General features: G+C 77.4%; 14 protein-coding genes. 10 read left to right on the top strand and 4 right to left on the bottom strand.

All coding sequences use genetic code 11. From position 1 onward, the window contains the following. Window positions 1-305 precede the first annotated feature (305 nt). The 5 genes from LO771_RS06700 to fxsT all read left to right on the top strand — a co-directional run bounded on the left by LO771_RS06700 (window position 306) and on the right by fxsT (window position 9258). Window positions 306-488, top strand: coding sequence for a hypothetical protein (locus tag LO771_RS06700; RefSeq protein ID WP_230649003.1), 183 nt, complete (start codon window positions 306-308; stop codon window positions 486-488). Between the two features lie 21 nt (window positions 489-509). Continuing rightward, window positions 510-2930 carry an FxsB family cyclophane-forming radical SAM/SPASM peptide maturase gene (locus tag LO771_RS06695; RefSeq protein ID WP_230649001.1) on the top strand — a complete coding sequence of 807 codons (2421 nt, stop codon included), beginning with the start codon at window positions 510-512 and terminating at the stop codon, window positions 2928-2930. Between the two features lie 7 nt (window positions 2931-2937). Continuing rightward, the gene (locus tag LO771_RS06690) at window positions 2938-3732 is read left to right on the top strand and encodes an aminoglycoside N(3)-acetyltransferase (protein WP_230648999.1); all 795 of its coding nucleotides are present in this window, start codon (window positions 2938-2940) and stop codon (window positions 3730-3732) included. A 208-nt stretch (window positions 3733-3940) separates the two neighbouring features. Further along, window positions 3941-5305 carry a TIR-like protein FxsC gene (locus LO771_RS06685; RefSeq protein WP_230648997.1) on the top strand — a complete coding sequence of 455 codons (1365 nt, stop codon included), beginning with the start codon at window positions 3941-3943 and terminating at the stop codon, window positions 5303-5305. Next, window positions 5302-9258: an FxSxx-COOH system tetratricopeptide repeat protein gene (fxsT, locus tag LO771_RS06680; RefSeq protein ID WP_230648995.1), complete on the top strand. Its 3957-nt coding sequence runs from the start codon at window positions 5302-5304 to the stop codon at window positions 9256-9258. The genes LO771_RS06685 and fxsT overlap by 4 nt, the downstream gene beginning before the upstream one ends. A 42-nt stretch (window positions 9259-9300) precedes the next feature. Here the strand turns inward: fxsT and LO771_RS06675 are convergent, their stop codons facing one another. Beyond that, the gene (locus tag LO771_RS06675; protein WP_230648993.1) at window positions 9301-10194 is read right to left on the bottom strand and encodes an alpha/beta fold hydrolase; all 894 of its coding nucleotides are present in this window, start codon (window positions 10192-10194) and stop codon (window positions 9301-9303) included. A 240-nt stretch (window positions 10195-10434) separates the two neighbouring features. Next, entirely contained in the window at window positions 10435-11340 is a 906-nt protein-coding gene (locus LO771_RS06670) for a DUF4231 domain-containing protein (RefSeq protein ID WP_230648991.1), read from the bottom strand. Between the two features lie 167 nt (window positions 11341-11507). Between LO771_RS06670 and LO771_RS06665 the strand changes: the two genes are divergently transcribed. Beyond that, window positions 11508-12935 (top strand): PAS domain-containing protein, encoded by a 1428-nt coding sequence (locus LO771_RS06665; protein WP_230648989.1) that lies wholly within the window; start codon window positions 11508-11510, stop codon window positions 12933-12935. 98 nt (window positions 12936-13033) lie between these two features. On the opposite strand, the gene LO771_RS06660 is transcribed toward LO771_RS06665, so the two are convergent. Continuing rightward, window positions 13034-13801, bottom strand: coding sequence for a sugar isomerase domain-containing protein (locus LO771_RS06660; RefSeq protein WP_230648987.1), 768 nt, complete (start codon window positions 13799-13801; stop codon window positions 13034-13036). A gap of 231 nt (window positions 13802-14032) precedes the next feature. Here LO771_RS06660 and LO771_RS06655 point away from each other — a divergent pair, with 231 nt between their 5' ends. Next, window positions 14033-14725, top strand: coding sequence for a metal-dependent transcriptional regulator (locus LO771_RS06655; protein ID WP_230648985.1), 693 nt, complete (start codon window positions 14033-14035; stop codon window positions 14723-14725). Window positions 14726-15244: 519 nt separating this feature from the next. Continuing rightward, complete coding sequence (locus LO771_RS06650) at window positions 15245-16126, top strand: YhjD/YihY/BrkB family envelope integrity protein (protein ID WP_230648983.1); 882 nt, start codon at window positions 15245-15247, stop codon at window positions 16124-16126. A 152-nt stretch (window positions 16127-16278) separates the two neighbouring features. Here the strand turns inward: LO771_RS06650 and LO771_RS06645 are convergent, their stop codons facing one another. After that, the gene (locus LO771_RS06645) at window positions 16279-16977 is read right to left on the bottom strand and encodes a bifunctional DNA primase/polymerase (protein WP_374228082.1); all 699 of its coding nucleotides are present in this window, start codon (window positions 16975-16977) and stop codon (window positions 16279-16281) included. A gap of 576 nt (window positions 16978-17553) precedes the next feature. On the opposite strand from LO771_RS06645, the gene LO771_RS06640 reads away from it, so the two are divergent. Both LO771_RS06640 and LO771_RS06635 read left to right on the top strand, forming a co-directional pair. After that, window positions 17554-18936: a transcriptional regulator gene (locus LO771_RS06640; protein WP_230648981.1), complete on the top strand. Its 1383-nt coding sequence runs from the start codon at window positions 17554-17556 to the stop codon at window positions 18934-18936. Window positions 18937-19152: 216 nt separating this feature from the next. Then, on the top strand, window positions 19153-20355 hold the full coding sequence (locus LO771_RS06635; protein WP_230648979.1) for a hypothetical protein: 1203 nt from the start codon (window positions 19153-19155) through the stop codon (window positions 20353-20355). The last annotated feature ends 394 nt before the right edge of the window (window positions 20356-20749 follow it).

Genomic DNA, 20749 nt, shown 5'->3' with positions numbered 1-20749 from the left:
GGCCGACCGGTGGAAGGCCCGAACGGGTGGTTCGCGGAGGGGCGGACGGCGGGAAAGCCGCGATCAGCGCCCTGTGCGTCAACTCCCGGCGGCGGCGCGCCGCCCGGGGCGCCCGGGACATCCCCGGATCGCGGGCGTCGCCGCGCTCCTGGCCCTAGACTTCGCGCACAGGCATTGCAATGCGCGCACGCCGAAAGGCCACCCCTGGTCCATGACCGGGATGGCTGTCCGAAGGATCGTACACAGGTGGCCCGACGAACCGGCGCGTCTCCTCCTCTCCGTGCCCATTACCCAAGGGGATCGCGTTGAACACTTCCGTCGCACCCGCGCCTGCGCCCGCCCTCGCGCCCCGTGGGGACGCGCCGTCCCCACGCATCCCGCTCGCCTCTCTTGCCCACCGGACCGACTCGGAGACCCTGAAGCGGATCGTCCCCGGCAGCGGTGCCCCCCGCCCGGTCGCCGTGGCCGCCTTCAACTCCTCGATCTGAGGAGGCGCCCGACCAGCCGACATGGACCGATCCCCCGTGCCCCTCAGGCAGTTCGTGCTGAAGGTGCACAGCCGATGCGACCTCGCGTGCGACCACTGCTACGTGTACGAGCACGCGGACACCAGCTGGCGGGGCCGCCCCCGGGCGGTCCCCGACGAGGTGCTGGTGCGCACCGCCGACCGCATCGCGGAGCACGCCGCCGCGCACGGGACGGCGGCGGTCCATGTCGTGCTGCACGGTGGCGAGCCGCTGCTCGCCGGCCCGGCCCGCCTGCGCCGGGCGGCCGAGGAGCTGCACCGCGCCCTCGACGGCGTCTGCGCCCTCGACCTGCGCATCCACACCAACGGCGTCCTGCTGGACGAGCGCTTCCTCGACCTGTTCGCGGAGTTCGGCGTCAAGGTCGGGATCTCGCTGGACGGCGACCGGGCGGCCAACGACCGCCACCGCCGCTTCGCCGACGGCCGCAGCAGCCACCCCCACGTCCTGCGGGCCGTCGGGCTGCTCCGCCGCCCCCGGTACCGGCACCTCTTCGCGGGCCTGCTCTGCACCGTCGACGTCCGCAACGACCCCGCCGCCGTCCACGACGCGCTGGCGGAGCTCGACCCGCCCCGCGTGGACTACCTGCTGCCGCACGCCACCTGGGAGCAGCCCCCGCCGCGCCCCGGCGGCGGCACCCCCTACGCCGACTGGCTGCTGGCGGTCCTCGACCGCTGGCACGGGCAGGGGCGGCCCTTCCCCGTGCGGGTCTTCGACTCCGTGGAGCGCACCCTGCGCGGCGGCAGCAGCCTCACCGAGTCCCTCGGCCTGGAACCCTCCGACCTGGTCGTGGTCGAGACCGACGGCACGCTGGAGCAGGCCGACTCCCTCAAGACCGCCTTCGACGGCGCGCCCGCCACCGGACTCGACGTCTTCTCCCACACCTTCGACGAGGCCTCCCGCCACCCGGGCATGCTGGCCCGGACGCAGGGCCTCGACGGGCTGGCCGCGGAGTGCCGGGCCTGCCCGGTCGTCCGCTCCTGCGGCGGCGGCCTGTACGCCCACCGGTACCGCGCCGGCAGCGGCTTCGCCAACCCCTCCGTCTACTGCGGGGACCTCATGCAGCTGATCACCGGAATCCGCGACCGCCTCGCCGCCGCCCCCGTCCCGCCGCCCCCGCAGCCCGGCCCGCCGGTGCTGCCGGAGGCGCACCTGGACGAGCTGGCCGCCGGCTTCGGCGGCGCCGAGGCGGTCCGCTCCCTGGCGCGGGCTCAGCTGGGCATCGTGCGCGAGCTGCTCGCCGCCGTCCGGCAGCGGTCGGCGGACCTGTCCGCCGACCGGTCCGCCCCCGCCGCGGCCGCCTGGGAGCTGCTCACCGCCCTCGACTCCGACGCGCCGGACGCGCTGGACGCGGTGCTGGCCCACCCCTACACCCGGGCCTGGGCGGTGCGCTGCCTGGAGGGCGCGGCCGGGGCCGACGCGGGCGGCCTGGCGGAGGTCGCGGCCGCGGCCGCCCTGCGTGCGGGCCGTGACGAGCCGGTCCGGGTGCCGGTGCGCGGCGGCGCGGTGCGGCTGCCCACCCTGGGCAGGGTGCTCGTGGGCGGCGACGGCGGCGAGGCCGTGGTGTCCGGCGGCCCGGACGGCTTCACCGTGGCGGTGGGCGGCGCCGTGCTGCGGATCGGCCGCGACGACCCGCCGGGCGACCGCTGGCACCCCGTGCGGCGCCTGGCCGCCCCCGGGTGGACGGTGGCGCTGGAGGACACCGACCCGTACCGCGACGGCCACCAGTGGCCGGTGGCCGGGCGGCTGCCGGACGGCGAGGCCGAGGCCTGGCGCGCGGGACTCGCCGAGGCCTGGGAGCTGATCGGCCGTGAACTGCCCCGGTACGCGCCGGGCCTGTCCGCCGGCCTGTCCACCGTCACCCCGCTGGAGGCGCCCGCCGGGCAGGACGTCAGCGCCGCCGCGCGGCAGGCGTTCGGCGCGGTCGGCATCGCCCGGCCCGGCCGGGCGGACGTGCTGGCACTGCTGCTGGTCCACGAGTTCCAGCACGTGAAGCTCGGCGCCGTCCTGGACCTCGCCGACCTCCACGACCCGGAGGACACCCGGCTCCACTACGCGCCGTGGCGGGAGGACCCCCGCCCGCTGGAGGGCCTGCTGCAGGGGACGTACGCCCACATCGCGGTGGCCGACTTCTGGCGGGTGCGGCGGCACACGGCGCGGGGTGCGGCCGCCGCCGAGGCCGAGGTGCACTTCGCCCGCTGGCGCCGGCACACCGCGGAGGCCGTGGAGGTGCTGGCCGGGTCCGGGTCGCTCACCCCGCTGGGCATGCGGTTCGCCGAGGGCATGCGGGCGACGGTCGCCCCCTGGCTGGAGGAGCCGGTCGCCCCCGAGGCCGTCCGCGGCGCGCGGCTGGCCGCACAGCGCCACCGGGAGGCATGGCAGGCCCGTGCCGCGGCCGGGAGCTGAGCCCGCCGTGCAGGCTCCGCCGCACACCGCGGCCGGACTCGCCCGGGACCTGGCGGCGCTCGGCGTCCGGCCGGGAGGCGTCCTGCTGGTGCAGGCGTCGCTGCGCAGCGTCGGACCGGTGGCGGGCGGGGCCGCCGCGGTGGTGGCGGCGCTGCGCACCGCCCTCGGCCCCGGCGGGACGCTGGTCGGCTACACCGCCACCCCGGAGAACTCCACCACCTCCCCGCTCCACCGCGAGCGGGTGCGCGGCATGGACGAGGCCGGCCTGGCCGCCCACCTCGCCGCCATGCCCCCCTTCGACCCGGCCGCGACCCCGGCGTCCCCCACCATGGGCCGCCTGGCCGAGCAGATCCGCACCACGCCGGGCGCGCTGCGCAGCCGCCACCCGCAGACCTCCTTCGCGGCCGTCGGCCCGGCCGCCGCGGACCTCGTGCGCCGCCACCCGCTGGAGAGCCACCTCGGCGAGGAGTCGCCGCTGGGCGCCCTGTACCGGGCCGGCGGGCAGGCCCTGGTGGTGGGCCCGATCGAGCGGTGCACCGTGTACCACCTGGCGGACTACCGGACCGGCCGGTTCCCGCCGCGGGAGTACGCGTGCGTGGTGCGGGGCGCGGACGGCGGCCGGGAGTGGCGCCGCTTCGCGGCGCCCGCCCTGGACGACGGACACCTCGCCGCGCTCGACCGCGAGGTGCGGCGGCTGGTCCGGGTGCCCGTCGGGACCCTCGGGTCCGCCCCCTGCCGGCTGCTCCCCGTCCGGGAGGCGGTGGACGCCGCCGTGGCCGTGCAGCGCCGCGCGGGGGTCTGACCGGCCGCACCGGACCGCGGGCCGGGGCGGGTGCCGTCCCGGCCGGTGCCGTCCCGGCCGGCGGAGGGCGACCGGCGGAGGGCGACCGGCGGAAAGCAGGCGGGGGAGGGCGGACGGCGGAAAGCGGACGGAGTCCGCACGCGGTGTTCCGCTGACGGTCCGTCGCTTCCTACACTGATGCTCCTTCATCTGCGGGGCGGGGGCACACGTGCAGAGACCAGGAGGAGCCTCCGGGGGCGGCTCCGAACCCTACTTCTTCCTCAGCTACGCGCACACGCCGCCCAGCGACAGCCGGTCCGGGGACCCCGACCTCCTGGTCGACCGCTTCTTCGAGGACCTGTGCGCCGATGTCATGCAGATGACCGACCTGCCCAGGGGGGCGGCGGCGGGGTTCATGGACCGCCGGCTCACCCCCGGCGAGGGCTGGCCGGCGAGCCTGTCCGACGCGCTGTCGCGCTGCCGGGTCTTCGTACCCCTGTACTCGCCCCGCTACTTCAGCAGCGAGCAGTGCGGCAAGGAGTGGTTCTTCTTCTCCCGGCGGACCGCCTACCACCGGGCGGCGGGGGCGCGCCGCATGGAGGGCATGGTGCCGGCGTTATGGGTCCCGGTGCCGCCCGAGTCCCTGCCGGGGCCCGCCGAGAGCCTCCAGTTCAGCCAGGCCGACCTCGGCCCCGACTACGCCTCCGAGGGGCTGTACGGCCTCAGCCGCCTCGGCTACCTGCACTCCGACTACGAACGGGTGGTCTACCACCTCGCCAAGCGGATCGTCACCGTCGCCCACGAGACCCGGATACCGCCGGGCCGGCGCGCCGACTACCGCGACGTGCCCAGCGCCTTCGAACCCGCCGACGGCGTGCAGGAGCTCCGCGTGGTCGTCCTCGCGGGCAGCCGCCGGGACCGCACCGGCGCCCGCTGCGCCGACTGCTACGGCCCCTCGCCCGTCGACTGGAACCCCTACCACCCCCACTCCAAGCGCGCCCTCGCCGACCACGTCGCCGACCTGGCGCGCAGCCTGGACTACCGGGTGCGGGTGGGCGCCTTCGAGGACGAGGCCGAGCGGATGCTGGCCCCCGGCCCCCCGACCGGCCCCGAGCTGCTCCTGGTCGACCGCTGGGCGCTCACCGACCCGCGCCACCGCGGCCTGCTGCAGCGCCTCGACGCCGTGCCGCGCCCCTGGATCAGCATCATGCTGCCGTGGAACCGCGACCACGCCGGGGCCGCCCGGCGCGAGGAGGAGCTCCAGGCCGCCACCGAGGAGGCGCTCCACCGCAAGCTCCACGAGGGCCCCACCTCCTACCGCCTCACCCGCACCCTGCTGCCCAACCTGGACGTCTTCTACGACGACCTGCCCACCGCGGTCCGCCGGGCCTCCCAGCAGTACCTGCGGCACGCCGTGACCCATCCCCCGGAGGGGGAGCCCGTGCGCCTGCCCCGGCTCATGGGGCCCCTCGCCCCCGGCGTCCCCGACCCCCCGCCCGGCCGCGGGCCCGGGAGACCGGACGGGCCGTCCGACCCCCAGCCCGGCCACCGGCCCGACGACGACTACACCGACATTGGCGGAGGAGCAGCATGACCGAGAGCCGCGACGGGCGCGTGGTCACGTTCTACTCGTACAAGGGCGGCACCGGGCGCACCATGACCCTCGCCAACACCGCCTGGATCCTGGCCGCCAACGGCATGCGCGTGCTGACCGTCGACTGGGACCTGGAGGCCCCAGGCCTGCACCGCTTCTTCCACCCCTTCCTCGACCCGGCCCTGCTGGGCACCAGCCCCGGCATGATCGACCTGATCACCGAGTACCGGGAGCAGGCGCTGCGCAACGTCCCCCGGGCGCCGGACTGGCACCGCCAGTACGCCCGGGCCCGCCGGCACGCCCTCTCCCTGCAGTGGGAGTTCCCCGGCGGCGGCAGCCTCGACTTCCTCTCGGCGGGCCGTCAGAACCGCGACTACTCCGCCACGCTGGGCAGCCTCTACTGGGACGACTTCTACGACCGCTTCGCCGGCGGCCGGTTCTTCGCGGCGCTGCGCGAGGACATGCGGCAGCACTACGACTGGATCCTGATCGACAGCCGCACCGGCCTCAGCGACATCGCCGACATCTGCACCGTGGAGATGCCGGACGTCCTGGTCGTCTGCTTCACCCTCAGCGACCAGTCCATCGACGGCGCCGCCTCCGTCGCCCAGCACATCCACGAGCGCTACCGCAACCGCAGCATCCGCATCCTGCCGGTCCCCATGCGCGTCGACGAGGGGGAGAAGGAGAAGGCCGACGCCGGCCGCGCCCTGGCCCGGCTGCGCTTCGACGGGCTCCCCGCCGGCCTGCGCGAGGAGGAGCTGGCGTCCTACTGGGGCGCGGTCGAGGTGCCGTACCGGCCCTTCTACGCGTACGAGGAGATCCTCGCGACCTTCGGCGACACCCCGGGCCTGTCCTCCTCCATGCTCGCCTCCTGCGAGCGCCTCACCTCGGTGGTCACCGAGGGCCGGGTGACGGCGCTGCCGCCGGTGCCCGAGGCGGAGCGGCTGCGCACCGTGGACCTCTACACCCGCCGCCGCCCGGCCGGGCCCAGCGAACTCGTCCTCTCCTACGCCGCCGAGGACCGCATGTGGGCGGACTGGATCGAGTCCGTGCTCACCGCCGCCGGGTTCCAGGTGCTGGTGCGGGACATCGGCGCCGAGCCCGCGGCCGGACGGCAGCCCGAGACCGGCGCCGAGGCAGCCCGCCGCACCGTCGTGCTGCTCTCCGCCGCCTACCTGCGCAACCCGCAGGCCCGCGACCTGATGAGCACGGTCGTGGGCCGCGACCCGTCCGGCATCCGCCGCCAGCTGGTGCCCGTGCGCGTCGGCGACGTCCGGCACGCCGCCGGCCTGCGCCTGCCCGTGGCCGTGGACCTGCTGCACCTCGCCGAGGGCCCGGCCCGGTCGGCCGTGCTGCGCGCCCTCGGCCGCCCCGAGACCGCGGTGGCCCCCGCGGCCGAGGGCGGGCCCCGCTTCCCGGGCACCAGGCCCGCGGTGTGGAACGTCCCGCCGCGCAACCCGGCCTTCACCGGCCGCGCCCAGGTGCTGGAGCGGCTCCGCAACCAGCTGGGGGCGGGCATGACCGCCGTCCTCCCCACCCCGCAGACCCTCTACGGCCTCGGCGGCGTCGGCAAGACCCAGGTCGTCCAGGAGTACGCGCACCGCTTCATGGCCGACTACGACCTGGTCTGGTGGATCAACGCCGAGCAGGGCGACCAGGTCGTCACCGCCCTCGCCGACCTGGCGGCCGAGCTGGCCCGGACCTCCCCGGCCGTGGCCGACCTGGCCGCCGAGCTGAAGCTGCGGATCGGGGACAACGTCTCGGAGGCCGCCGAGGCCGCCCGGCAGGCGCTGCGGCGCGGCACGGTCACCGACCGGTGGCTGCTGGTCTTCGACAACGCCGACGACCCCGTCGAGGTCAAGCGGTTCTTCCCCGGCGGCTCCGGCCACGTCCTGGTCACCTCCCGCAACCACGCCTGGTCCGCCCACGCGGAGGCGCTGCCGGTGGACGTCTTCGACCGCCGGGAGTCCGTCGAGCACCTGCGCCGCCGCTCGCCCTCCCTCACCGAGGACGAGGCCGACGAGGTGGCGGCCGCCGTCGGCGACCTGCCGCTGGCCGTCGAGGTCGCGGGCGCCTGGCTGGCCGAGACCGGAACCCCGGTGGAGAGCTACGTCGCCCAGCTCCGGCAGGAGCCGCAGGAGGCCCTGGGCGTCGCCACCTCCCCCCACTACCCCGAGCCGGTCGCGGCCACCTGGAACGTCTCCATCGCCCGCCTGCAGGACGAGAACCCCGCAGCGGTGCGGCTCCTCCAGCTCTGCGCCTTCTTCGCCCCGGAGCCCATCGCGCTCAACCTCGTCCACAGCCGCAGGATGCGCGAGGCGCTCGTCCCCTACGACCACGACCCCCAGGCCGGCTACCTGCTGGGCCGCTCCATCCAGGCCATCAACCGCTACGCGCTGGCCAAGGGCGGCCAGGGCAAGGGCATCCAGATCCACCGCCTGGTGCAGGCCGTCATCCGGTCGAAGATGACCCCCGCCGAGCAGGAGCAGGCGATGCACGAGGTGCACCGCATCCTCGTCGACGCCCGCCCCGAGCGCGGCGAGACCGACGACCCGCGCAACTGGGAGCGCTTCGAGGAGATCTGGCCCCACCTGCGGCCCTCCGGCGCCGAGATCTGCGACGAGCCGGCCACCCGCCAGCTGCTGATCGACCGGGTGCGGTACCTGTGGAAGCGCGGCGAGTACGAGCCCGCCCTCGCCCTGGGCACCCGCCTCGACGAGGTCTGGACCGAGAAGCTCGGCGTCGAGGACGTGCAGACCCTCGGCCTGCGCTTCCACATCGCCAACGTGCTCCGCAGCCGCGGCGACTACCAGGCGGCCCTCGACCTCGACCAGGCCACCCTGGAGCGCCAGCAGGCGGTGCTCTCGCCGAAGAACGCCGACGCCCTCACCACCGCCGGCAGCCTCGCGGCCGACCTGCGGGCGCTGGGCCGCTTCGACGACGCCCTGGAGCGCGACCGGGACATCCACCGGCAGTTCAAGGACCTGCTCGGCGACCGCCACCACCGCACCCTCGCAGCCGCCAACAACCTCGCGGTCGACCTCCGGCTGGCAGGCCTGTCCGCCGAGGCCACCGACATCGACCGGGACACCCTCGACGGCCGCCGCGAGGTGCTGGGCCCGGACCACCACTACACCTTCAACTCCATGTCCCACCTGGCGCGGGACCTGCGCGACACCGGCGACTGGGGCGGCGCGCTGGACCTGCTGCAGGAGACCGTGCCCCGGTGCCGGGAGGTCCTGGGGGAGGACTACCCCGAGACGCTGCGCGCCGCCACCAGCCTCGCCGTCTCGCTGCGCCGCATGGGCCGCACCGAGGAGGCCCTGCGCCTCAGCAGCGAGACCTACGACCTGTACCTCAAGCGGTACGGCGCCGACACGCCCGACGCCCTCGCCTGCGCCCTCACCCTCGCCGCCGACCTCGCCGCGGCCGGCGACGCGGCACGCGGCCGGGACCTGGCCGCCGAGGCCCTCCAGGGGTACCGGCGGACCATGGGCGAACGGCACCCCTTCACCCTGGCCTGCTCCGCCGGACTGGCCGTCCACCTGCGGGGCGCCGGGGTCCAGGACCGCGCCGTCCGGCTCGCCGAGGAGGCTCTGGAAGGGCTGCGGGCGGTGCTCGACGACGAGCACCCGTTCACCCTCCGGGCGATGGCGAACCTGGGAGGCTTCCGGGCCGAGGCCGGCCGGCTGCAGGAGGCCGAGCAGCTGGAACGGACCGCGCTGGCGGGCCTGGAGGCCCTGCACGGCCCCGCCCACCCCGGCACCGTGGCCTGCCGCGCCAACCTCGCCGTCACCCTGCGCGCCGCCGGGCGCCAGGCCGAGGCGCAGGAGCTGCGCTCCCGTGCGCTGCAGGAGTTCCTCTCCCTCCTGGACGAGGACCACCCGCTGGTGCTGGCCGTCCGCACCTGGCAGCGGACCTGGAGCGACCTGGAGCCCCAGCCGATGTAGCCGCCCCCGGCCGGTCCGCTGCGGGGACCGGCCGGCCGCCCCTCAGCGGGCCGCCTCCGGGCGGGCGGCGCCCTGGCCGGTCGCCCAGCCCAGGATCCGCGGCAGGACCGGCAGGGCGCCGAAGTGGGCCGCGCCGGGCTCGATCTCCACGGTCGAGCCCGGGATGCGCTCCGCGAGCCAGCGGGTGTGCGCCGCCGGCGAGAAGACGTCGTCCTGGCCGTGCCAGAGCAGCACCGGCACCCGGATCGCCCCCGGGTCGAACCCCCAGTCGCCGCTGAAGGCCAGCGCGTCGTCGATCCAGCCGTCCGCGGACTCCCGCAGCGCCTCCGCGTAGTTGCGCACCAGCATCGCCCGGATGCCGGCGTCCGCGACGACCCGCAGGTCGGACTCGGGCAGCTCGGTGCGCAGGGCGGCGACCAGCACCGTCGGGTCGGCGCGGATCAGCCGGGAGCGCTGCTCCAGGCTGCTCGCCAGCCGCACGGCGCTCTCCGCTGCCGCGCTGTACTCCCGGACGTTGGACTCGGCCATCCCCGCGAACCAGTCGAGGCCCGGCGCCACCCGCGGCGCCAGGCTCACCAGCACCCCCGCCCGGGTCACCCGGTCGGGCAGCAGCGCCGCGCAGGCCAGGGCGTGGGGGCCCCCGCCCGAGCGGCCCACGACCGAGAAGCGCTCCAGCCCCAGGGCGTCGGCGACGGCGGCCACGTCCGCCGCGGCGTCGGCCACCCGCCGTCCGGGCAGCCGGTCCGAGTCGCCGTACCCCGGCCGGTCGAAGACGACCAGCCGCACGCCCAGCCGGTGCAGGACGGCGCCGCGCGGTGCCGGGCCCATCCTGCTGCCCGGCGTGCCGTGCAGCAGGAACACCGGACTGCCCTCCGGATCGCCCCGGCTCTCCGCCGCCAGCGCCCTGCCGTCGGGGGTCCGTACCAGTACCAGCACCCGAGCCTCCCCGCGGCGGCGCGCCCGGGGCGCGCCGCCCGTAGCCGTTCTTCCCCGAACCGTCCCCGTCCAGCCGTGCGGAATCCGGCCTGCCGTGCGTGCGTCCCGGCCGTGCCGCGGCCGTCCCTCGGCCGTGCCCGGCCGTGTCCTGCCGTGCCCAGCGGTGCCCGGCCGCGTCCCGCCGCGTCCCGCCGTGCCCCGGCCGCGCCCCGGCCCGTCGCCGGGCGTCCCCGGACCGGCTCAGCCGCGCACCTCGCGCCGCGCCTGCCAGGTCGTGTGCTCCCGCGACACCGCCTCCTCCGCGTCGCGGGCCAGCCGCGCCCACCGCTCCTCCGCGTCCGGCGCCGACAGGTCCATCGCGGCCAGCTGCGCCCGGATCAGCTCCAGCTCGTCGGCGGCCACCCGGTAGGCGGAGGCCAGCGGCCGGTACTGCCGCAGCTGCGCCCACGCCGTCGACGACGCCGCCAGCGCGGCGACCGCCCCGAGGATGTCGTAGCTGAAGTCGCCCTCGATCCGCGGCACCGACAGCAGGACGCCCAGCAGCGGCAGGGCCACCGACAGGAAGCCGGTGAACCGCGCCGCCCGCTCGCAGCGGTGCGCCCGCGACGCGTACCAGTCGTGCTGCTGCTGCACCCGTTCGCGCAGGTAGACGTCCCGGCGGACGGCCAGCGGGGCGCCGCGCAGCCGCTGCATCCCCTCGGTGACGTCCGTCCGGACGCCCGGCGGCACCGCCCGGCTGCGCCGGAAGGCGTGCAGCACCCCGGTCAGCTGCAGCCGGTACAGCGACTCGGCGTCCTCCACGGCGGTCGGCGGCGGCGTGTACGTGTCCGCCCGGACGGCGTACTTCCACGCCAGGGTCTTCACCGACTCCGCGACCGCCCGGCCCTCGTACCACAGGCCCTGCGGGTTGTGCAGGTTCGCCAGCCCCGAGGCGCACATCGCGAGGAAGAAGAGCCCCGCCGACACGCCCGCGATCCACGGCTGGTCGGCGGACCCCGCCACCGCCGCCGCGGTCAGCAGCGCCAGTTGCAGGCGCGACATCACGACGGTCTTCTGCTGCCCCTGCAGGGACACCCCGTCCGCCACCCAGAAGAGCTCCGGGAGCAGCTCGTACTCCTGAACCGTCCGACGCGACTCCGCCGCCATGGAACCCAACCCCCCGTCGCCGGCCCTCCACCGCGGCCAGTATGGGGGCCGCGGGGCCGGCCGCACAGCACACGGACGGGCCGATTCGGCCGGGGAATCCGCGGAACCGGGTGTGCGGCCGGGATTCCGCAGGTTGAATGGGCGTGCGTGTGGGGGAGGTGGGCACCATGACCGCACAGCGACCGACGGCACCCGGACCGACGGGCCCCGGCTCGCGGCTCCGCAAGGCCGGAACCGCGCCGCCGCCCGGCCCGGAGGAGGCAGGCCCCGACGGGGCCGGCCCCGCCCGTCCGGCCGACCGCGACCTGCTCTCCGCCCTCATGCAGGCCATGGAGGTCGGGCTCTGCGCCCTGGCCGGCGACGGCACCGTCACCCACTGGAACCGCGAGGCCGAGCGCCTCCTCGGCTGGCCCGCCGCGGAGGCGGTCGGCAGGCCGGGCCTGGCCGGGTGGGCGGTCCGCGAGGCCGACGCCGACACGGTCGGGGCGCTGCTGCGGGACGCAGCCGCCGAGGGCCGCCGCCGGGTGCAGGAGTTCGCCCTGCTCACCCGTGACGGCCGCCGCGTCCTGGTCCGCGCCCAGGTCAGCCCCGTCGCCGCCGAGGACGGCGGGGACGCGCCGGACGGCCTCTACTTCGCCTTCTCCGAGGCCCGCTCCCAGATCGACCTGGAGCGCTCGCTCGGGCTGTCCGAGGCCCTCTTCGAGGAGGCCCCGCTCTCCGTGGTCCTGGTCGACGCCGACCTGCGGCCCGCCGCGGTCGGCGCCTCCGCCGCCCGCACCCTCGGCGTCCGGCGCGCCGACCTGCTCGGCCACCCCCTGGGCGAGGTGCTGCGCGACGGCGTGGAGGAGCTGGAGTCGGCGCTCCAGCACGTCCTGGCCACCGGGGAGCCGCTCGGCGGCGTCAAGCTGTGGGGCGCCCTGCGCGGCGACGAGGAGCGCCGCCGCCGCTGCTGGCGCAGCCAGTTCGTCCGGCTGGGCTCGCCCCTCGGCGAGGAGCCGGTGCCGCTCGGCGTGGCGTGGCTCTTCGAGGACGTCACCGAGCGGGAGCAGACCGAGCAGGGCGGGGCGGTGCTCCGCTTCCGCGCCACCCAGCTGCGCCGCGCCGGGATCGCCGCCGCCGAGTGCGAGGACCCGATGGAGGGGGCGGTCGGCTACCTGGACTTCGTCCTCGCGGGCTTCGCCGACCACGCCTACCTCGACCTGGCGGCCGACGGCGACACCGGCGGCCTGGTGCGGGCCGCCGCCTCCCCGGTCGGCACGGCGGCGCAGGAGCCGGGTCCGGAGCCGTCGGGCATCCCCGTCCGCTACGGCGAGCTGCACCCGGCGCTGCGGGCGCTGGAGCGCGGCGGCACGGTCTGCGTCACCGGCGGCGGCGACGCGGCCTGGGCGGTGGAGCGGCGCTGGCCGTCCACCACCGTCCACGGCCTGTGCACGGCGCTGCGCAGCCGGGGCCGCACGGTCGGCGTGCTGACCTTCCTGCGCGGCCCGGGGCGCCACCGCTTCGACCGGGCCGACCTCGCCTACGCCGAGGACATCGGCTCCCGGGTGGCCGCGGCGGTCGACCTGTCGGGCCGCGCGGGCGGCGCCGCCCGCTGAGCCCGCCGGTTCCGCCCGACGGGCCCGTCGGCGCCGCCGGCCCGGCCCGGGTGCCGTCGGCCCGGGTGCCGCCCGGGCCGCACCGGACCTCCGGGGTCTCAGCGGTCCTGGCCGGCCGGGAAGGCGTAGAAGACCCGGTGGGCCTCCTGCTCCAGCAGGCGCGCGTTCCACGCCGTCCCGCCGTCGACGTTGCCGGAGCGGAAGAGCGGCGGCTCCGCCCCCCGGTCGGCGAGCCGCCCGACCGCCGAGGCGACCACGGCCTGCATCAGGGCCGCGGTGACCACGGTGGACGCCGGGCCGAACGTGGTCGGCACGCCCTCCAGGGCCAGTTCGCCGTCGCCCACCGCGACCTTGGTGTCCAGCACGATGTCGCAGTGGTCCTTCAGGTACGTCCCCGAGGCGTGCCGGGAGGACACCGCCCCGGGGTACGCCAGCGAGGTCAGCCCGACGACGGTGAGCCCGCGCGCCCGGGCGTGGGCGGCCAGCTCCACCGGCATCGTGTTCCGGCCGGAGAGGGAGACGACGAAGAGCAGGTCGCCGCTGCGGGCCGGTCCGGCGTCCAGGGTGGCGGTCGCCAGCCCCGACACCCGCTCCAGGGCGCTGCCCAGCGGGGCGGGCACCACGTCGACGCCGGTGACGCCCGGGACGCACAGGAGGTTCATCGGCACCAGGCCGCCGGCCCGGTAGACCACGTCCTGCGCCGGCAGCGAGGAGTGGCCGGCCCCGAACGCGAAGACCCGGCGGCCCCCGGCCACCGCGTCGGCCAGCGCCTCGGCGGCCCGCTCCACGTTGGCGGCCTCCTCGTCGCGGACCCGCCGCAGCAGCGTGAGGGCGGCGTCGAAGTACTGTCCGGCCAGGTCGGTCATGGGCTGTCCGCTCTCCTGTGCTCTGGGTCCGTCGGTGCCGCCGTCGGCGGCCGGCGCCGGGGCGGCCGCAGTCGCCGCGGCGGTCGCCCCGGCGGCCCGCAGTGGTCTGGACCGCGCCCGTCCCGGCGAGCACGGTGCGGCCTGGCGGGGCCCGCTGTCAACAGCGGCGTACCCATGCCGCGCCGATGGGCCAGAATTGGGGGAGGAATTCGAGGAACGGAGCCGGCGGCCGTGAGTGGACTGATCGACACGACGGAGATGTACCTCCGGACCATCCTGGAACTGGAGGAGGAGGGCGTCGTCCCGATGCGCGCCCGCATCGCCGAGCGCCTGGAGCAGAGCGGCCCCACGGTCAGCCAGACCGTCGCCCGGATGGAGCGCGACGGGCTGCTGCGGGTGGCGGGCGACCGCCACCTCGAGCTCACGGAGGAGGGCCGCAGGCTCGCGGTCCGCGTGATGCGCAAGCACCGGCTGGCCGAGTGCCTGCTGGTCGACGTCATCGGCCTGGAGTGGGAGCAGGTGCACGCCGAGGCCTGCCGCTGGGAGCACGTGATGAGCGAGGCGGTGGAGCGGCGGGTGCTGGAGATGCTGGGCCACCCCACCGAGTCGCCGTACGGCAACCCGATCCCGGGCCTGGAGGAGCTGGGCGACGCCCCGGCGGCCGACGAGGGCTTCGATGCTGGCCTGATCACCCTGGACGCGCTGGCGCCGGGGGCGGACGGCAAGAACGTGGTGGTCCGCCGGATCGGCGAGCCCATCCAGACCGACGCCCAGCTGATGCAGACGCTCCGCCGGGCCGGGGTGCAGCCGGGCGCGGTGGTGCACGTCACCCAGGCGGCGGGCGGGGTGATGGTCGGCAGCGGCGGCGAGGCCGCCGAGCTGGACCGGGAGATCGCCTCCCACGTCTTCGTCGCGGGTCCCTGACGGACGGCACCGCACACCGCGCGGCCCGGATCCGGTGCGGGCTCCCCGCCCGGCACGACGCCGGGGGCGGAGGGCCCCGGCGCTCCCCGCGCGCCGAGTCCCTCCGCCCACAGCCGCCTCCCGGAACCCCGAGCGCACCGGGTGGCGGTCCCTCCCCGACCCTTCCTCTTCCCTTTCCTGCACCTCTCCCCGAGGCACCCTCCCCCGGCTCCCTCCCCGGAGGCCCCTTTCGTGACGTCCTCCCCGGGACGTCCTTCCTGGGGCCCCTCCCCGAGGTACCGCACCGGCTTCCCCGTCCGGCGCCGAACCTCCGACCGACTTCTCCCACTCCTTCCGTTCCGTCCGGTGCTGCTCCCTCCTGACAGGATTTCTCCCCTCGGCAGCGCCCGGCAATCCTTGAGCCCTGTCCCCCGTGCGAGGGGCTTTCCCCGCTGCCGAACGGGTATGAGAGAACGTCAGGGCGATTCGCCGGGCCCGGTCGGCCGTCCCCAGGGCGCGCCCGGCGGTTGACTGGCGGGCATGAGAGGCCGCAGGAAGCCGGACGGACCGCGCCCCGGGCGCGGGCGCGGGGGCACGCCGCACGAGCCGCCGACCGCGAGGGGCAGGGGGGCCGCCCGGCGGCTGCGGGCGGCCGGACCGGGCCGGCTCTGGGACCGCCTGTCGGCGGTCGACTTCTTCGGCAACTCCTTCCAACTGGCCGCCCTCGCGATCCTGTGCTTCTTCCCGTTCCTCATCGTCGTCACCGCCGCGGTGGGGCAGGACGCGGCCGAGGTCCTCGCCGGCTGGCTGGGCCTGGACCGGCGGGCGGCCGAGGCCGTGGCGACCCTCTTCAAGCCGGGCCCGGTCCCGGTCGTGCCCACCGCGGTCAGCGCCGGCCTGCTCGTCCTCGGGGCCATGGCCGTCGCCGGCACCCTCCAGGGCTGGTACCGCAGGGTGTTCGACGCCCGGGACCGGGGGTGGCGGCGCAACGCCGCCGCCCAGCTCTGCTGGCTCGCGGGCCTGCTGGCGTACGGCGCCGCGCAGGCCGCCGGCGGCAGGGCGCTCGGCGCGGGCGGCGGGCCCGTGGCGCAGGTCCTGGCCGGCCTCGTCCTGGCGGCGCTCTTCTGGTGGTGGAGCATGCACGTGCTCCTCGCGGGCACCGCCGGGTGGCGCGAGCTGATCCCTCCGGCGCTGGCCACCGCCGTCTGCTGGGCGGGCCTGGGGCTCTTCTCCGCGCGGTTCTTCTCCGACGCGATCGTCTCCAACGAGCAGCAGTACGGCCCGATCGGCGTCGTCATGGTCGTCCTGTCCTGGCTCATCGCGGTGGGCGTGGTCGTCCACCTCGGCTCGGCCGCCGGGCGCCTGTACACCGAGCGCCGCGCCCGGCGCCGGTCAGGTCCGGCGGACGCCCCACGCGGCTGACGCCGTCCCCGCATCCCGCGTCCCGGGGCCGGACCGGCCGTGGGCGCGCCCGGCGGGAGCGCCTGCAGCCCCGCCTCCGGCGGAGGCGGGGCTGCAGGCGGAACGGCGGCTCGGCGGCTCGGCCGCAGGCGGCGCGACGGCGCGCCCGGCGGCTACGGCGCGGTGAGCGCGTACGCCGGGGGCGGCGCCTCCCGGCCGCACGCGTACGCCAGCGGGTCGATCAGCTCGGAGGCCTCCGGCAGCCACCGGTTGGCCTCGGACGGCTGCCGGGCCCACTGGGCGAACCCGTGCGCCCCCACCCGCGACGGCGGGGCGACGATCCACCCGTCCTCGCCGTGGGCCGTCAGGTCGAGGCGGCCGGGCGCCCAGCCGAGCCGCCGCAGCAGGTCGGGCAGCTTCGGCGGCACCCCGGGCAGCACCAGGAAGAGCAGCCGCCGGCCGCGTCCCCCGCTGGCCGGCATCGCCACCACCGGGCCCAGCCGGACCCCGGTCCGCTCCATCCGCGCCAGCGCGAGGCACCCGGCGGTCTCCGGCACGTCGAGGACGTCGAAGCTCCGCCCGGTGGGCAGGATCACCGACGCCTGGGGCCGCTCGGCCCACCAGCGCCGCACCGCGGCCGGCGAGGATCCGGCCAGGGACCGCCAGTCCGGTCCGTCGGGGTGCGCCCCCGGCGCCGGACAGGTCCGGTCGCCGCACGAGCAGCGGGTGCGGCCGTCCCCCTCGATCAGCCAGGTGCCCGGACAGACGTCCCAGTGGCGGTCCTCGACGTATCCCACGGCTTCCGCGGCCGGGCCGCGTACGGAGGAGGCGGCGGCGCGCCCCGGCGCGGCCGCTCCCAGGGTCTCTTCCACGTGCTGCTCAACTCCCCGCGGCCCGCGGGGTTACGGCCTGCGCGGGCCGGTGTCCGCCGACGGTGCGGAGCCCGGCCCGCGCTGTGGGGGCGGCCCTCCCCGTCCGGAGGGCCGGAGGGCCGGTGATCCGGCGGTCCGGGGACCGGGGGTTGCTGGGCTGTGACGGTGTCAGGAGGCTCTGCCGGCAGGGGTCCGACGCGGCATCACCCGTCCCGGTGAGCCCCGCCCGTGCCGCGCGGCCCGTCCCGCAGCGGAGCGCCGCAGGTCAGGGGCGGCGCGCGGCGGGGCGCACGGGTGCAGCCCCCGGGGCGCGCGGGGAGTCGACCGGTCCGCGGTGGGTACACCGGGGGTGACGCAGGTCGCGGTCCGGACGCCGCGCGCCCGCGTCGACGGTCGGCGCTGCGCCGGCCGGTCCGGCGGCGGCACGGCGGGTGGAGGGGCCGCGGCCGGGCGCGCGGGCCCCCTCCGCGAAGGGGGGCCGGCGCGCGGGACCGGTGCCGGTGCAGGGGCCCGCCGGGCCGGAGAGGACAGGTCGCCCACCGGGTGTGCCGGGGGCATTGGGGAGGCGATAAGGCCATGGCCGCCAGACCGCTCGTCGCACGGCAGCCCAACGAACGGCTGCAGTCCCTGATCCAGGAGGCCGGCTGCTCCAACGCCGGCCTCGCCCGCAGGGTCAACCTCTGCGGCGCGGAGCACGGGCTCGACCTGAGGTACGACAAGACGTCCGTCGCGCGGTGGCTGCGCGGCCAGCAGCCGCGCGGGCAGGCCCCGGCGGTGATCGCCGAGGCCCTGGGCCGCAAGCTCGGCCGCCCGGTGAGCGTCGACGAGATCGGCATGGCCGACGGGAAGAACCTCTCCAGCGGGGTCGGGCTGCAGTTCGCCCCGGTGCTCGCCGGGGCGGTCGACCAGGCCTGCGAGCTGTGGCGCAGCGACGTGGGCCGCCGCGACTTCCTCACCGGTGCCCCGGTGGCCTCCTCGGCGCTGGTGGAGCCCAGCCGCGACTGGCTGATCACCCCGCCCGACCACGCGGTCGCCCGCGCCGGCGGCCCGCGCGTGGGCGACTCCGACGTGGCCGCCGTGCGGGCCGCCACCGGGATGCTGGTCGACCTCGACCACCGCTTCGGCAGCGGCCACGTGCGGCCCCTGGTGGTGCACTATCTCAACAGCGTGGTCTCCGGCCTGCTGGGCGGCTCGTACCGGGAGGAGACCGGGCGGCGGCTGTTCTCCGCGGTGGCGCGCCTCACCGAGCTGGCCGGCTACATGGCCGTGGACACCGGGCAGCCGGGCCTCGCCCAGCGCTACTACATCCAGGCGCTGCGCCTCGCCCAGGCGGCGGGCGACCGCGCCTACGGCGGGTACGTCCTCGCCTCCTCCATGAGCCACCTGGCGGCCGGCCTCGGCAACCCCCGGGAGATCGCCCAGCTGGCGCGGGCGGCCCAGGAGGGCGCGCGGGGCGCGGCCACCGCCACCGTGACGGCCCTCTTCCACGCCGCCGAGGCGCGCGGCCACGCCCTGCTGGGCGACGAGCGCGCCTGCCGGCTGCTCGCCGCCCGGGCGGTGGACGCGATGGAGCGCCGCCGCCCGGAGGAGGACCCGGACTGGATCGCGCACTTCGACGAGGCCTACCTCGCCGACGAACTGGCGCACTGCCACCGGGACCTGGGCCAGGGCCGGCAGGCCGAGCGCCAGGCGCGGACCGCGCTGGAGCTGCACCCCGAGACCCGGGTGCGGCGCCGCGCCGTCGACCTGGTGCTGCTGGCGACGGCCCAGCTCCAGCAGCGGGAGCTGGAGGAGGCCTGCGACACCGGCGCCCGCGCCGTGGAGCTGCTCTCCGGCCTGCGCTCCGGCCGGGGCGAGGAGTACCTGGAGGACTTCCGGCGGCGGCTGGAGCCGTTCCGGGAGCAGCGGGCGGTACGGGAGTTCCACGAGCGCGCGCGGACGGAGGCCGCGGCCGCGTGACCGGGGGCGGCCGCCCGGCCACCGGCCGGTCGCCCTCCCGTCGCCCCCCTGCCGCCCTCCCGTCGCACGGGGTTCCGTCATACCGGACGAAACCCCGTGCGCGTAGTCACCCGTTGCGGTGAACGGGTAGCGTGGGTCGACGTTCTGAAGAGGTGGACCGTGGGGGCCAGGCCGCCTGCTGCAGCCCGGCACCCCGCGCACAGTTGAGGAATCGCGTTGAACCAGCGCCGCCCGCACTCCCGAGAACTCAATCCCGAGGACCTGTTCCGGCCCGACCCGGACCAGCCGACGCACCCGCAGGGCGGGGACGGGTACGGCTACCCCGGGCCGGCCGGCGGGCCGCAGCCCGCGCAGGGGGCCGCCTGGGGCGCGCCCCCGCAGACCGGTGCCCCGGACGAGGCGGCCGCGGCCACGCAGTACCTCCCGCCGTACCCGGCGTCGCCAGCCCCCGGCGGGCCCGGCGGGTCGCCCGACCAGGCGGCGGCCACCCAGTACCTGCCGCCCTACCCGGGATCCCCCGCCCCCGGCGGGCCGGAGGAGGGGGCGGCGGCCACGCAGTACCTGCCGCCCTACCCGGCGGGCGGCCCGGGCGGCCCGGGCGGCGCCGGCGGCCCGGCGTTCGCGCAGCACTCCGCACCGACGCAGCCGGGCTTCGCCCTGCCGCCGCAGCAGCCCGCCGCCCCCTACGGCGGCGCGCCCGGCGGCTACCTCCAGCAGCACCTGGAGGACGAGCCGGACGGCGGACCCGGGGGCGGGGGCCGCAGGCCCTCCGCCAAGGTGATCGCCGGCGTGGTGGTCGGCGCCTGTGCGCTGGTCGGCATCCTCGCCGGCGCGCTCTTCGGCGGCGGCGACGGCAGCGACGGGAAGGCCACCGCGGCCTCCTCGGCCCCGGCCACCGGCGGCTCGGCGGCGTCGGCCCCCGCCGCCCCCGCCTCCACGAACGTCCCCCCGGCCGGCGCGGACCCCGCGATGCAGGCCCAGGCCCAGGCCCTGGCCGGGCTGCTGGGCACGGCGAGCGGCAGCCGCGGCGCGGTCGTCGCGGCCGTGCAGTCCGTCGGCCGCTGCGAGGACCTGGCGGGCGCCCGGCAGCGGCTGATCCAGGCCTCCGGGCAGCGGCAGCAGCTCGTCGCCGGCCTGGCGGGGCTCCAGGTCGACAAGCTCCCGCAGGGCCCCCGCCTCGTCGAGCGGCTGCGCACCGCCTGGGAGGCCTCGGCCCGCGCCGACCGGGAGTACGCCGCCTGGGCGGCGGACTCGGCCAAGTCCTGCCGCAAGCGCCACACCCCGGCCGCGGGCGGCCACCGGGCCGAGGGCAACACCGCCAGCGGGGTGGCGACCGCGGCCAAGAAGCAGGCGGCCGCCCTGTGGAACCCGATCGCCCGCCGCACCGGCCAGCCCACCCGCGCCTACACCGACCTCTGAGGCCGCCGGGCGGTGCGGGCGGTCCGCGTCGCGGACCGCCCGCACCGCCGCCCGCGGGCGGGCGCCGGGGCCGCCGTCCGCGGCCGGGTGCCCGGGGGGCCTCCGCCGGCAGGGCCGCCGAAGGCCCGGACCGGGCCTCGGACGGCGGCACGGCGTCCGCCCCGTCCCCGTCCCCGTGCCCCGTCCCCGTGCCCCGTCCCCCACTGTCCGCCGTCCGCCGTCCGCCGTCCGCCGTGCACCGCGTCCGCTGCGCCGTCCGCCGTGCACCGCGTCCGCTGCGCCGTCCGCCGTGCACCGCGTCCGCTGCGCCGCGCACCGCGTCCGCCGTGGTCCGGGCCGCGTCCCGAGGAGCGGGCGGCGCGGTGGCGTGCCGGGCCGGTTTTGGCATCCTGGG

This window comes from Streptacidiphilus sp. ASG 303 (genome assembly GCF_020991365.1).
In the GTDB taxonomy this organism is placed as follows: Bacteria; Actinomycetota; Actinomycetes; order Streptomycetales; family Streptomycetaceae; genus Peterkaempfera.
The sequence above is the reverse complement of the archived record's forward strand: the minus strand, read 5'-3'. Positions and strand labels throughout refer to the sequence as shown.

What these genes read in the sequence shown, in the direction of transcription:
- LO771_RS06695 (WP_230649001.1), top strand. Translation starts at nt 510, where the DNA reads ATGGACCGATCCCCCGTGCCCCTCAGGCAGTTCGTGCTGAAGGTGCAC.
- fxsT (WP_230648995.1), top strand. Translation starts at nt 5,302, where the DNA reads ATGACCGAGAGCCGCGACGGGCGCGTGGTCACGTTCTACTCGTACAAG.
- LO771_RS06670 (WP_230648991.1), bottom strand. Translation starts at nt 11,340, where the DNA reads ATGGCGGCGGAGTCGCGTCGGACGGTTCAGGAGTACGAGCTGCTCCCG.
- LO771_RS06665 (WP_230648989.1), top strand. Translation starts at nt 11,508, where the DNA reads ATGACCGCACAGCGACCGACGGCACCCGGACCGACGGGCCCCGGCTCG.
- LO771_RS06660 (WP_230648987.1), bottom strand. Translation starts at nt 13,801, where the DNA reads ATGACCGACCTGGCCGGACAGTACTTCGACGCCGCCCTCACGCTGCTG.
- LO771_RS06650 (WP_230648983.1), top strand. Translation starts at nt 15,245, where the DNA reads ATGAGAGGCCGCAGGAAGCCGGACGGACCGCGCCCCGGGCGCGGGCGC.
- LO771_RS06640 (WP_230648981.1), top strand. Translation starts at nt 17,554, where the DNA reads ATGGCCGCCAGACCGCTCGTCGCACGGCAGCCCAACGAACGGCTGCAG.